The organism is Clostridium sp. X (assembly GCF_055755365.1).
The window spans coordinates 2,825,083-2,839,278 of the sequence record NZ_CM146912.1 but is presented as its reverse complement, the minus strand read 5'-3'; the positions used below and the strand labels follow the sequence as shown (position 1 = coordinate 2,839,278).

13 protein-coding genes and 2 riboswitches are annotated in these 14,196 nt (G+C 31.3%); all 13 genes read left to right on the top strand.

The genetic code is table 11. The annotated features are described in order from the left end of the window. The first annotated feature begins 219 nt into the window (after window positions 1-219). Window positions 220-516: a DUF2325 domain-containing protein gene (locus tag ACX0KU_RS14280; protein WP_472990641.1), complete on the top strand. Its 297-nt coding sequence runs from the start codon at window positions 220-222 to the stop codon at window positions 514-516. Window positions 517-666: 150 nt separating this feature from the next. Further along, on the top strand, window positions 667-1,284 hold the full coding sequence (locus ACX0KU_RS14275) for a DUF3793 family protein (RefSeq protein ID WP_472990640.1): 618 nt from the start codon (window positions 667-669) through the stop codon (window positions 1,282-1,284). Window positions 1,285-1,314: 30 nt separating this feature from the next. Continuing rightward, window positions 1,315-1,872 carry a peptide-methionine (S)-S-oxide reductase MsrA gene (msrA, locus tag ACX0KU_RS14270; RefSeq protein ID WP_472990639.1) on the top strand — a complete coding sequence of 186 codons (558 nt, stop codon included), beginning with the start codon at window positions 1,315-1,317 and terminating at the stop codon, window positions 1,870-1,872. A 117-nt stretch (window positions 1,873-1,989) separates the two neighbouring features. Further along, a riboswitch (THF riboswitch) is annotated at window positions 1,990-2,092 on the top strand. Between the two features lie 65 nt (window positions 2,093-2,157). After that, a complete protein-coding gene (locus ACX0KU_RS14265; protein WP_472990638.1) occupies window positions 2,158-2,670 on the top strand; it encodes a folate family ECF transporter S component in 513 nt (170 codons plus the stop codon). Window positions 2,671-2,914: 244 nt separating this feature from the next. Then, window positions 2,915-3,016: riboswitch (glycine riboswitch) on the top strand. A gap of 68 nt (window positions 3,017-3,084) precedes the next feature. Beyond that, window positions 3,085-4,449, top strand: a complete 1,365-nt coding sequence (locus ACX0KU_RS14260) for an alanine/glycine:cation symporter family protein (RefSeq protein WP_472990637.1) — start codon at window positions 3,085-3,087, stop codon at window positions 4,447-4,449. A 396-nt stretch (window positions 4,450-4,845) separates the two neighbouring features. Continuing rightward, window positions 4,846-5,667 (top strand): nitrogenase iron protein, encoded by an 822-nt coding sequence (nifH, locus tag ACX0KU_RS14255; RefSeq protein WP_472990636.1) that lies wholly within the window; start codon window positions 4,846-4,848, stop codon window positions 5,665-5,667. Between the two features lie 160 nt (window positions 5,668-5,827). Further along, window positions 5,828-6,157, top strand: coding sequence for a P-II family nitrogen regulator (locus ACX0KU_RS14250; RefSeq protein WP_472990635.1), 330 nt, complete (start codon window positions 5,828-5,830; stop codon window positions 6,155-6,157). Window positions 6,158-6,169: 12 nt separating this feature from the next. Next, the gene (locus tag ACX0KU_RS14245; RefSeq protein WP_472990634.1) at window positions 6,170-6,553 is read left to right on the top strand and encodes a P-II family nitrogen regulator; all 384 of its coding nucleotides are present in this window, start codon (window positions 6,170-6,172) and stop codon (window positions 6,551-6,553) included. Between the two features lie 21 nt (window positions 6,554-6,574). After that, window positions 6,575-8,185, top strand: coding sequence for a nitrogenase molybdenum-iron protein alpha chain (gene nifD / locus ACX0KU_RS14240; protein ID WP_472990633.1), 1,611 nt, complete (start codon window positions 6,575-6,577; stop codon window positions 8,183-8,185). Continuing rightward, the gene (gene nifK, locus ACX0KU_RS14235; RefSeq protein WP_472990632.1) at window positions 8,179-9,549 is read left to right on the top strand and encodes a nitrogenase molybdenum-iron protein subunit beta; all 1,371 of its coding nucleotides are present in this window, start codon (window positions 8,179-8,181) and stop codon (window positions 9,547-9,549) included. Before nifD ends, nifK begins: the two co-directional genes overlap by 7 nt. A gap of 180 nt (window positions 9,550-9,729) precedes the next feature. Continuing rightward, window positions 9,730-11,106, top strand: a complete 1,377-nt coding sequence (gene nifE, locus ACX0KU_RS14230; protein ID WP_472990631.1) for a nitrogenase iron-molybdenum cofactor biosynthesis protein NifE — start codon at window positions 9,730-9,732, stop codon at window positions 11,104-11,106. An 18-nt stretch (window positions 11,107-11,124) separates the two neighbouring features. Further along, window positions 11,125-13,818 carry a nitrogenase cofactor biosynthesis protein NifB gene (gene nifB / locus ACX0KU_RS14225; RefSeq protein WP_472990630.1) on the top strand — a complete coding sequence of 898 codons (2,694 nt, stop codon included), beginning with the start codon at window positions 11,125-11,127 and terminating at the stop codon, window positions 13,816-13,818. A 63-nt stretch (window positions 13,819-13,881) separates the two neighbouring features. Beyond that, window positions 13,882-14,190, top strand: a complete 309-nt coding sequence (locus ACX0KU_RS14220) for a 2Fe-2S ferredoxin (RefSeq protein ID WP_472990629.1) — start codon at window positions 13,882-13,884, stop codon at window positions 14,188-14,190. Window positions 14,191-14,196 lie beyond the last annotated feature (6 nt).

The following is a 14,196-nucleotide window of genomic DNA, read 5'->3' as shown; positions in this document are numbered from 1 at the left end:
AAATGATGCTGGAAGTATGTAGACTTTAAAGAATTAATTAATAAATAAAAGAAAAGTATTTACAAGTATAGCTAAAAGTAGTATATTTATTTTAGAGAAATAAATGAGAATGAATATCAATATTAATTATAATAATGAGAAGTATACATGTCAAATATAATAAATTGAGATTATAGAATAGTAGATATAATAAAAATATATTAGAAAAGAGGGGTCATAATGAGTATCTTAGTTGTAGGAGGAGATAAACTAGGTAGCATCACTCAAAAATTATCAGAGACTGGATTTTCGGAAATACAGCATATAAGTGGAAGAAAGTATGGAGATAGAAAAACAAAAATACCATTTAATGCAGATATAGTATTAGTATTGACTGATTTTATCGAGCACGCATTAATGAGGAATATTAAAAAGGAATCTAAAAAGTCTGGAGTAAAGCTAATATTTTCTAAACGCTCATGGACTCATATGGAGTATGATATAAAGAATTCTATTAAGGATATATCAAATGCTTAAAAAAATATATCACCACATCATTGAATGTTTAGTAACAGCACTTGAAGCAAAGGATATTATAGATGTTAGCTATTAAGTAAACTTCTGATGAAGTGAGAAGTAAAATATTATAGAGTGAGAATTTTAAGACGGAAAAATGGAGGTTGTTTTATGAATATAGAAGAACTAAGAAAATTTTTACAAATTGTAAATGATTATAATGACTTAGAATATTTATTATCAGTAATACTATGTAGTGCAGGACCAACCATAAAGAACCATAAGACATCCTCTTTAATTAATTTTAATAATAACAATAGAAAATTGAATAGTACATGGAATCAGTATAAAAATGAAGTGAAAGAGAGATTAGGGATTGAATACTTTGAGTTAAAAAAGGATACAACAAATACTACAGTACTATTTTACAATATTGAAAAGCTTAGAATAAGTATATGTGATAATAAAAATACGGAATTTTTAAAGAGATTTGGATATAATGAAAAAATGAGTATAGAAGAGTGTCTTCAGCTTTTAGGGGAAAGATTTGAATATATGTGTCCTCATGAAATTGGAATATTTCTTGGATATCCTATAGAGGATGTAATAACTTTTGTTGATTGTCCTAATGAGACTTGTAAAATGATAGGTTACTGGAAAGTTTATCATGATGTAGAAAGTGCTAAAGTAATATTCAATAAATATGATAAAATAAAATACAATATTATGAGAATGATAATTAAAGGAAGTAAGCCGACTGATTTATTGATTGTAGGAAATATGTGCTAAAATAAACACACAAATGGTGGTGCTAATTTTATGAAAATAGAAAAAGTTAATAATGTGTTTTGTCTGGAGGAATCAGGAGAAAAAGTATATCTTAAGGAAATATATCTTGCTGGTGGATGTTTTTGGGGAACTGAAAAATATCTATCAAATATAAAGGGAATTGAGCATACTGATGTAGGTTATGCAAATGGCAATACAGAAAATCCTACATATGAAGAAGTATGCTATAGAAATACAGGTCATTCAGAAACTGTAAGAGTTCTATATAATCCACAGAAAATTAGTCTTGAGGTTATATTAAATCTTTACTATGACGTAATTGATCCTACATCAATTAATCGGCAGGGTGGAGATAGAGGTGTGCAGTATCGTACAGGAATTTATTATGTAAATGATGATGATAAAGAAATTATAAATCAATCTATAAAAGAACTTCAAACAAAGTATGATAAACCTATTGTAATAGAAGTTATGCAACTAAAAAATTATCATCTAGCAGAAGAATATCATCAAAAGTATTTAGATAAGAATCCAAATGGCTACTGTCATATAGGTGTAGATAAATTTGAAAAAGCTAAACAGATATAGGATTATCAATTAAAATAATAAGAAATCTACTAATAGATTAAACATATAATAAAATAATAGTCTTGTAAAAAGTCAAACTGTTTATTATAATAAAGCAAAGTAAATATTGCAATAAAAGTCAGAGTAGGTATTTGTGCGTTAAGTGCTAGTGGAACGGGAAGTTGTCCACTTGACGAAAGATGAGAATTCATTTGCGATACATTTACCGCATTCCGCTGTCATTAAAGGGAACAAGTGTATTACCCTCTTTTTGGCATGTTGCAAATAAAGAAAGGAGGGGAGAGTTTGAATAAAACTAACAAGATAGTTTATATGGCAATGCTCTTAGCACTTGAGATAATCTTAACAAGATTTCTCTCTATACAAACTCCCATTATAAGAATAGGCTTTGGATTTATTCCTATTGCCCTAGCAGCTGTACTATTTGGACCGCTTTTAGCAGGTACAATGGCAGCCGTAGCTGATATTCTTGGGATGATTATATTTCCAAAAGGAGCATATTTTCCAGGGTTTACGCTAAGTGCATTTATATCTGGAGCTGTGTATGGAGTAGTGCTTTATAAGAAAAATATATCTATAATTAAAGTTGCTTTAGCGGTTTTAATTATAATAGTAGGTGTAGATTTATTTATGAACACCTATTGGTTAACTATAATAACAGGAAAAGCTGCAAGTGTATTAATAGGACCAAGGATAACTAAATCTATAATTATGTTCCCAATACAAGTAGTGTTAACTTATACTGTTATAAAGATCATTAACAAATTTCAATTTGTTCCAAAGTTGAACAATATGTAATTTAGTCTAAAATATTACTAATCCAGTAACATTAAATGTTACTGGATTTCTGTATTTATATTTGAAATTAGCTTATTTCTAACTTTTTAAAATTTTGTATTGTATTATTATGCATTTTTTATTATAATAACTTAGGAAACAAAATAGAAGCGTTCGGATGAAGGTAATGGGAGAGAGATGGACATCCATCCACCGAAGAAGTAAAGCTTTCAGGTAGCTATATTTATAGCAGATGACCGTTACTGGACGAGCCTCTGGAGAGACCCATCATAATGGGCACCGAAGGAGAAAGATAGTTATTCTAATAACTATTGAAACTCTCAGGTAAAAGGACAGAGGATAGGATTATTTACCATTCATTTAAATAATTCATATTCTCCTCCGCAAAAAAACACATCATAGGAGGATGCTAACATGTCAAATGTAGTAAAGTTTTTTAACGATGTCGATAATTTTGTATGGGGACCACCATTATTAATTTTATTGGTAGGTACAGGTATATATTTAACTATCAGACTCGGTCTATTACAAATCTTTAAATTACCATTATCTTTAAAGTATGTTTTTGGAAAAGATGAAGAATTAGAAGAAGAAGGGGATGTATCAAGTTTTGGAGCGCTTTGTACAGCACTTTCAGCAACTATAGGAACAGGAAACATAGTAGGGGTTGCAACTGCAATTAAGGTTGGGGGACCAGGAGCATTATTTTGGATGTGGATGGCAGCCTTTTTTGGAATGGCTACAAAATATGCAGAAGGACTTCTTGCAATAAAGTTTAGGGTAGTTGATGACAATGGTCAAATGGCTGGAGGACCAATGTATTATATAGAAAGAGGGCTTGGAAACAAGTGGCTTGCAAAATTGTTTGCTATCTTTGGAGTAGCTGTAGCTTTCTTTGGAATAGGAATATTTCCACAGGTAAATGCTATAACTGAAGGAGTAAAGATAACATTTAATATTCCTATAGTATCAACTGCCTTAGTGATTGCAGTACTAGTAGCCTTAGTAACCTTAGGTGGAATTAAGAGTATATCAGCTGTATCGGAAAAGGTAGTTCCATTTATGGCTTTATTCTATATTTTAGGTTCAGTAGCCATATTAATTGCTAACAGAGGAGCATTACCAGAAACAATTAAAATGGTAATAGATGGAGCATTCACTACAACAGCAGCAGTTGGAGGCTTTGCTGGAGCAGGAATCATGTTAGCTATGAGAAGTGGTGTAGCAAGAGGGGTATTCTCAAATGAATCAGGACTTGGTAGTGCACCGATTGCAGCAGCAGCGGCAAAGACAAAGTCTTGTGTACGTCAAGGACTTATATCTATGACTGGTACTTTCTTTGATACTATAGTTATTTGTACTATGACTGGACTTGTATTAATCTCTACTGGAGTATGGAACTCAGATTTGAAAGGTGCTGCTATGACTAACGCAGCATTTAGAACAGGGCTATCATCAATGCCTCTTGTTGGTGAACTAATTGTAACAATTGGACTTATATTCTTTGCATTTACAACAATACTAGGTTGGAATTACTATGGAGAAAGATGCGCAACTTATTTATTTGGTGTTAAGGGTATTATGCCTTATAGAATAACTTATATAGCTTTAGTTGCTGTAGGAGCTTTCTTGAAATTAGAATTAGTTTGGATTCTTGCAGATATAGTAAATGGACTAATGGCAATACCGAATCTTATAGCACTAGTAGGTTTAAGTGGAATTATAGTAAGTGAAACAAAAGCGTATTTTAAAGAAATAAAAAGAAGTGAAGCAGCATAATTTTTGAAAATTATATTATAGAATATATTATTAAAAAGGACTATATGGAAAGTGAAATCTCGCTTTCTGTATAGTCCTTTTTTTATAGAATTTTAAATTGTATAGATAATATGATTACCTAAATACTATAAAATTATAAAACATTTTCATAATAATATGACAACGTTTAATCTGTTGATAAATCAATAAAAACACATCGAAATTATTAACATATTAATAATTAATTAAAAAAATAATTGATAATTTATTAAAAAAACCATTGATAAATTATTAAATTGATGATATATTATCAATAAGTTAAAAATTTAAATTTTCTAAATGATGAACACATAGGTAAAGTAACTATTATTTTACAAATTACAAAATCTAATTTTTATTAATGGGAGGATGATTTTAATGAGACAAGTAGCGATTTATGGAAAAGGTGGTATAGGTAAATCTACCACAACTCAAAACTTAACTGCTGGTTTAGCTGAAATGGGAAAAAAAATAATGATAGTAGGATGTGATCCAAAAGCAGATTCTACAAGATTGCTTTTAGGGGGACTTGCACAAAAAACAGTTTTAGATACTCTCAGAGATGAAGGAGATGATATTGAACTTGATTCAATTTTAAAACCAGGATTTGGTGGAATAAAGTGTGTTGAATCAGGTGGTCCAGAACCAGGAGTTGGATGTGCTGGTAGAGGTATAATTACATCAATTAATATGCTTGAAAATTTAGGAGCTTATGAATCAGATTTAGATTATGTTTTTTATGATGTATTAGGAGACGTTGTATGTGGAGGATTTGCAATGCCTATTCGTGAAGGAAAGGCTCAAGAAATCTATATTGTTGCAAGTGGTGAAATGATGGCCATGTATGCAGCTAATAATATTGCAAAAGGTATTCAAAAATATGCTAATACAGGTGGAGTTAGACTTGGTGGAATCATCTGTAACAGTAGAAAAGTTGATAGAGAGTTAGATCTTTTAACTGCATTTGCTAAAGAATTAGGAAGTCAATTAATACACTTTGTACCACGTGACAATCAAGTACAAAGAGCAGAAATAAATAAGAAAACAGTAATAGAATTTTCACCAGAAGAAAATCAAGCAGATGAATATAGAACTCTTGCAAAAGCAATTGATGACAATAAAATGTTTGTTGTTCCAACACCTATGAGTCAAGAAAGACTTGAAGAAATATTAATGGAATATGGATTATTTGATATGTAGATTAAATATAAAGTAGGAGATTTTGATTTGAGAAATTATATAAGTGAAAGGACGTACCTCTCAGTTTAGCAGGCATGAGAAGTACATCCTAACTTGTAATACAGTATTAAAAAAAACACATAAGTCAATTATATCAAGAATGATTAGGAGGTTCAATAGTATGTTAATGATTAGAGCTATTATAAGACCAGAGAGAGTTGCAACTGTTCTTTCAGAATTAAGTGATGCAGGTTTCCCAGCAGTAACTAAAATAGATATAGTTGGAAGAGGTAAACAAAGAGGCGTAAAGGTAGGAGAGATTTATTATGATGAAATCCCAAAAGAAATGTTAATGTTAGTTGTTAATTCCTCAACAGATAAGGATGACGTAATAAGTATAATCTCTAGAAATGCTAAAACCGGAGAAAAAGGCGCCTTTGGAGATGGAAAAATATTCGTAACTGAGGTTCAAGAAGCTTATACTATTAGTTCTAATACTAAAGGACTATAGGAGGGAAATATTATGAAAGAGGTTATGGCGATTATTCGTATGAATATGGTAAATAAAACAAAGGATGCCTTATTAAAAGAAGGAATACCATCTTTCTATTGCAGAAAGGTTATGGGTAGAGGGAAGAAAAAGGTAGACTTTTCGATAGTTAAAGGAATAATAGAATCAGAAGATTTAGTTTCATCAAATTTAGTTGGTGAAATAATGGAAACACAAAAGCTTTTACCTAAAAGAATGATATCAGTTGTTGTAAATGATGGCGATGTTGATCATGTAGTTAAAGTTATAGTTGATACAAATATGACTGGAAATCCTGGAGATGGAAAAATATTTATAACAAATGTTCCTGAGGTTGTAAGAATTAGAACAGGAGAACTAAATGAAATAGCTTTATAAATTCAGAGTGAGGTGAAAGATGTGAAGAATATAGTTGATAAAGTTTTAGAGAAATATCCTGCTAAGACCTTTAAAAATAGAAAAAAACACATCATTGTAAAAGATGGTGATACAGTACCGGAAATAGAAGCAAATACAAGAACGATTCCTGGAATTATAACTAACAGAGGTTGTTGTTTTGCAGGATGTAAGGGTGTTGTTGTTGGACCTATAAAAGACATGGTTCACATAGTTCATGGACCAATAGGCTGTGCTTATTATACATGGGGAACAAGAAGAAATAAAGCAAAAGCTGAAAAGGGACAAGATAACTTTGTAGAATATTGTTTTTCAACAGATATGCAAGAGAGTGATATAGTTTTCGGTGGAGAAAAGAAACTTAAACAAGCTATTAAAGAAGCTATGGATTTATTTAATCCTCAAGCTATATCTATAAGCTCAACATGTCCTGTAGGTCTTATTGGTGATGATATCAATGCAGTAGCTGCACAAGCTGAAAAAGAATATGGTATTCAAGTTTTAGCCTTTAACTGTGAAGGATATAAAGGTGTAAGTCAATCAGCAGGTCACCATATAGCTAATAACAAATTTATAAGAGATGTTATTGGAAATGGAACTAGAGAAATTACTACACGTTATAACATTAACCTTCTAGGTGAGTATAACATAGGTGGAGATACTTGGGAGATAGATAGAGTATTAAAGAAAATAGGATATAACGTTGTTGCTACATTAACAGGAGATGAATCTCTTGATAATATCAGAGATGCACATAAAGCAGAGGTTAATTTAGTTCAATGTCATAGATCTATAAACTATATTGCAGAAATGATAGAAACAAAATATGGAACACCATGGATTAAAGTTAACTTTATAGGAATCGATGCAACTGTACAAACCTTAAGAGATATGGCTAAGTTCTTTGATGATCCTGAACTAACAAAGAGAACTGAAGAAGTAATTGCAGAAGAATTATCTGCAATCCAAGGAGAATTAGAGTACTTTAAGGAAAGACTTGAAGGAAAAACTGCTTTCTTATATGTTGGTGGATCAAGATCACACCACTATCAAAATCTTCTTAAGAGCTTTGGTGTAGAAACAGTGATTTCTGGATATGAGTTTGCTCATAGAGATGACTATGAAGGAAGAGAAGTTATACCATTTATAAAACTAGATGCAGATAGCAAAAATATTGAAGAATTAAAAGTTGAAAAAGATGAAGAAAAGTTCAGAGTTGTTTTATCTGAAGAAAGATATGAAAAATTGAAAAAGGAAATTCCTTTAAGCTACTACGATGGAATAATTAAAGAATCTCCAGAAAATGCTGTTATAATAGATGATTTAAATCACTATGAAACAGAAGCATTTATAAAAATCCTTAAACCAGATATGTTCTTCTCAGGAATAAAAGACAAGTATGCAGTTCAAAGAATGGGAGTAATGTCAAAGCAGCTTCATTCTTATGATTACTCAGGACCGTATGCTGGATTTAAGGGATCTGTTATCTTTGGTAGAGATGTTGTAGCTGGTATTTATACTCCAGCATGGAAGTATGTAACACCACCATGGAAGACAGAACCTTTAATTGAAGGAACTATAGAATCTCTAGAAAAGGGGGAAGCGGCATGTTAGATAAAACTCCAAAAGAATTATATGAAAGAAAAGCATTAAGAGTAAATCCTGCTAAAACTTGTCAACCAATAGGTGCTATGTATGCTGCTTTAGGTATTCATAAATGTTTACCACACAGCCATGGCTCACAAGGTTGCTGCTCTTTCCATAGAATGCAAATTACAAGAGCTTATAAAGATCCAGTAATGGCATCTACAAGCTCATTTACAGAAGGAGCTTCAGTTTTCGGAGGTGGAAGTAATCTTAAAACATCTGTAAAAAATGTTTTCTCAATATATGAACCAGATATGTTAGCTGTACACACAACTTGTCTTTCAGAAACTATTGGGGATGATATGACAACTATCATAACTCAAGCCAAGGATGAGATTCCAGAAGGGAAATACGTTATTCACGCTAATACACCAAGTTATGTTGGTTCTCATATTACCGGTTTTTCAAGTATGGTTAAAGGTGCAGTAACATATCTTTCTAAAAATACTGGTGTTCCAAATGGCAAAGTTAATATTTTACCAGGATATATAGGACCAGGGGATATGAGAGGAATTAAGAGTATATTAAGTGCAATGGATATACCATTCACAATGCTTCCAGATACTAGTGGAGTTCTTGATTCACCAATGACAGGTACATTTGAAATGTATCCAAAGGGTGGAACTAAGATAGAAGATATAATTGATGCAGGAAATTCAAAATTTACATTTGCTTTAGGACAATTCTCATCTGAAGATGCTGGTATAGAATTAGAAAAGAAATGTAAGGTACCTATGGAAGTGTTAAACATTCCTATAGGAATTGATGCTACTGACAAATTTGTTTCAGAGTTATCTAAAATAACTGGTAAAGAAGTGCCTTATGAATTAGAAGAAGAAAGAGGTCAATTAGTTGACTTAATGTTAGATAGTCATTCTTACTTCTTTGGAAAGAAAGTAGCTATATCAGGAGATCCAGATACAGTAATAAGCTTAACAGAATTTGTAATAAGTTTAGGTATGATTCCTAAATATGTTATAACTGGAACGCCAGGAAATAAGTTTGATAAGATTATTCAAACAATGCTTGATAAAGCGGGAATTACAGGCTGCAAAGTTAAAAATTCAGCAGACCTATTTGAGTTACATCAATGGATTAAAAATGAGCCAGTTGATGTATTAATAGGAACAACCTACAGCAAATATATAGCTAAAGCAGAAGATATTCCTTTCATAAGATTTGGTTTCCCGATCTTAGATAGATTTGCTCACCAATTTTTCCCGACTACAGGATATAAAGGAGCTATAAGATTAGTTGAAATGATTGGAAATGCAATCATGGATAGGATTGATAGAGATTGTGAAGATGAAGACTTAGAATTGGTAATGTAAAAAGATATTAAAGATTTATCTAAATTAGTGACCCCTGATTAAATTCATATACTGTGATAGGATAAATCCGAGTATCCCTTAACACTTGCGATTTATTCTATCACACAATTTAAATAAGGTTATACAGTGAATAAAGTTTAGGAATTAATAGCTAAATTATGTGTAGAGGGAGTTGATAGTATGAAAAGTTTTGATAGTGGAACTAGTATAAATTCAAAATATGAAACAATAAACAATGTAACACTCATTGAGGAAAGAAAGGACTTTGTTTGTTCTAACTCAAAAGCTGGAGAAGTAGGGATAAATTGTGATAAAGATAGTGTTGCAGGATCAGTTAGTCAAAGAGCCTGTGTATACTGTGGTGCAAGAGTAGTATTAAATCCAATAACAGATGCTTTTCATATTGTTCATGGACCAATTGGATGTGCTAGCTATACATGGGATATAAGAGGAAGTCTTACTAGCGGACCGGAAACATATAGAAATAGCTTTTCAACAGATATTAGAGAAAATGATGTGATATTTGGTGGAGAAAAAAAATTATCTGCTGCTATAGATGAAATTGCTGAAAAATTTTGTCCAAAAGTTATATTTGTATATTCCACCTGTATAGTAGGAGTTATAGGAGATGATGTTGATAGTGTTTGCAAGAATGCAGAAAAGAAACATTCTATCAGAGTAATCTCAGTAAAATCTCCGGGCTTTGCAGGTAATAAATCAATGGGTTACAAGGCTGCCTGTAATGCATTAATAAGTCTTATGGGAAATGAAAAAAAAGAAAAAGTTGATGGAGTTAACATTTTAGGAGACTTTAATTTAGCTGGAGAGATGTGGATAATAAATAACTATTTAAAGGAAATGGGTATTAATGTAGTTGCAAAGATAACAGGTGATGGAAGATGCGAAGAGATAATGGATGCACCTAAAGCAAAGCTAAATATAGTTCAGTGTGCTGGGTCTATGACATATCTAGCAAAAAATATGGAAAGTTTATATGATATACCTTATATAAAAATAAGCTTTTTCGGAGTAGAAGATACAAGATTATCATTGATGATGATTGCGGAAGCTACTGGCAATGAAAGAATAATAGAAAATACAAAAATATTAATTGAAAAAGAAGAAAGAAAGTTAAGTAATAAACTGGATCTTTATAAAGGAAGGCTAGAGGGTAGAAAGGCAGCAATATATGTTGGTGGAGGCTTTAAGGCTATATCATTAATAAAGCAGTTTAAGGAACTTGGAATAAAAACTATTATGGTAGGAACTCAAACAGGAAAGAAAGATGATTATGAAATTATACAGAGTATAACTGATGAAGGAACTATTATATTAGATGATTCTAATCCTTATGAATTAGAAAAGTTTATTTTAGAAAAGGATGCAGATATTCTTGTAGGAGGAGTTAAGGAAAGACCTCTTGCATATAAACTTGGAATAGGATTTTGCGATCACAATCATGAAAGGAAAATTCCTCTTTGTGGTTTTGAAGGAGCTATTAATTTTGCTAAAGAAATCGACTTAACAATGAATAGTCCAATATGGAGCATGCTTTAATATAAGGAGGTGGAGGTAATGAAAACTAAGAATTTTGTAAATATGAATGTTAATCCATGTAAGATGTGTATGCCTATGGGAGGTGTAATGGCTTTAAAAGGAATAGAAAATTCTATGGTGATTTTACATGGTTCTCAAGGCTGTAGTACTTATATCAGAAGACATATGGCAACACATTATAATGAGCCTATAGATATTGCATCTTCCTCCCTAACAGAAGAGGGTACAGTTTATGGAGGTGCAAAAAATTTAAAAAAAGGTATAAGGAATATTGTACAACTATATAATCCGGAAGTAATAGGTGTATTAACCACTTGTCTTGCTGAGACAATAGGAGAAGATATTGAAAGAATTGTAGCTGAATTTTATGAAGAGGTATCAAAGGATGAGGAATTTAAGACCTTAAAGATTGTTACAATACCAACACCTGGATATGGAGGAACACAAGCAGAAGGTTATTATAGAACTTTAACTAGATTAGTTGAAAAATTGTCAGATTTATCAGAACCAAATGAAAAAGTAAATGTTATTTGTAGTAATTTAAATCCTGGAGATATAAGAAATATTAAAGAAATACTAGATGATTTTAATGTAGATTATATATTGCTGCCAGATGTATCAGAGACTTTAGATGCAACCTATTCAAAACAGTATAATAGGATACCGGAAGGTGGAACTAAGTTTGAAGATATAAGAAAAATGGCAGGTGCAATTGCAACTATTGAAATGGGAGTAACTGTTGAAGAGGTATACTCACCTGGAAAGTATTTAGAAAAAAAATATGGAGTTCCTCTTTATAGGTGTGCTACTCCTATAGGAATTAAGAATACTGATGAATTTTTAAATATAATTTCGAAAATAACTGGAATGGCTATTCCAGAAAAATATATAAAGCAGAGAGGTAGATACCTAGATGCAATGATAGACTCACATAAATATAACGGTGAAGCAAGAGCTGTAATTTATGGAGAACCAGAGCTTATTGCAGCTGTAACAGATGTGTGCTTAGAGAATGGAATTAAACCTGTTCTAATTGCTACTGGTTCAAAAAATGCACTTTTAAAAAAATATTTAGATAATAAGATTAAGAATCTTTTTGAAAAAACTATAATACTTGATGATACTGATTTTCAAACTATTGAGGAGTATGCAAAAGAACTCAATGCAAATATTATGATTGGTAACTCAGATGGTAGAAGGATTGAAGAAAAGTTAGGAATATACCTTTTGCGCATTGGATTTCCAATACACGATAGGATAGGAGCTCAAAGGCAAGTATTTACAGGATATGTAGGATCTATGAACTTAATAGATGGGGTAGCTAATTCTATAATTGAAAATAATGAAAAAACTTTTAGGAAGGTTGCCTATGATAGTTATTTTAATAAATCAGTAGTAACGGAGGAAGATACTATGATTATTGAGGAAGATAATATAAAGACAATTGAAGATAAAACTAAATTTCATCCATGTTATAGCGAAAATGCTCATGAGTATGCAAGAATGCATATACCAGTAGCACCTAAATGCAACATTAAGTGTAATTACTGTAATAGAAAATTTGATTGTGTAAATGAAAGTAGACCAGGAGTTACAAGTGAAATATTAACACCAAAAGAAGCTCTTGAAAAATTTAAAGTAGTAAAAGATAAAATAAGTAATATGACTGTTGTTGGAATTGCAGGACCAGGAGATGCTTTAGCAAATTTTGAAGAAACTAAAAAATCTATTGAACTAATCAAAAAGGAATCACCGAATACAATATTCTGTTTATCTACTAATGGCTTAATGCTTCCTTTCTATGCAAATGAAATAATAAAACTTGGAATTTCTCACGTAACAATTACAATTAATACCCTGGATCCTAAAGTAGGAGCAAAATTATATAGAGAAATAGACTACTTAGGAAATACATTAAAAGGCGAAGAAGGAGCTATTGTTCTTCTAAATAATCAATTAGCAGGACTTAAGTATCTATCATCTAAAGGTGTACTATGTAAAGTTAATATAGTTATGGTAAAGGATGTTAATGATAAAGACATTCCAGAAGTGGTCAAAAAAGTTAAAGAATGTGGAGCTTTCATGACAAATATAATGCAAATGATTCCTGCATCAGGAAGTAAATTCGAGAATATGCCACTTGTAAGTAATGTTGAATTAAATGAGATGAGAAAAAAATGTCAGATAGATTTAAAACAAATGTATCACTGCAAACAATGTAGAGCTGATGCCATAGGAAAGCTTTCTCATGATTGCTCAATAGATTTTAGAAATATAGGATGTGGAAGTAAGTCCTGTGGAGAAAGTAAGGAAGTTAATATTGTTGATGATAAAGAGAAAGAAATATCAAAAAAAGTAGAAGAGAAGAAAAAATACAAGTTTGCAATTTCATCTAAAAGCGGAATGAATATAGACCAACATTTTGGACATGCTGAAGAATTCTATATATATGATTATTTAGAAGGAGAAGCAAAATTTATTGAGAAAAGAAATGTAAGCAAATATTGTACAGGTATTGAAGAATGTGATGAACATGATGATAAAATTGCAAAAATAATAAGAACTGTTGAAGACTGTAATGCAGTCCTTGTATTAAGAGTAGGTTTTGAGCCTGTAAAGAAGTTAGAAAGCCATGGAATTAAGATATTTCAGATGTATGAAGGAATAAATAAAGGAATAGAAAAGGCAGTAAAGTTGTTAGAAGCAAGTTAATATTAAAATAAACTATTTAGGTAAGATAAATTAAAAAAATAATATATTAAGGAGTGGAAGATTATGATTTCTTTAAAACACCATATTTTTGTATGTGCAAGTTGTAGAATAAATGGACAGCAAAAGGGATTCTGTCACACAAAAGGAGCTGTAGACATTATTACTACATTTATGGAAGAGATTGAGGACAGAGATTTAGGTGGGGAAGTTATGATTACTAATACAGGTTGCTTTGGGATATGTAATCAAGGACCCATAGTTGTTGTATATCCTGAAGGAGTTTGGTATGGAGCAGTAACAGCGAATGATGCAGAAGAAATAATGGAGTCTCATATAGAAAATGGCAAGGTAGTAGAAAGACTTAAAATTTAAAGGTAG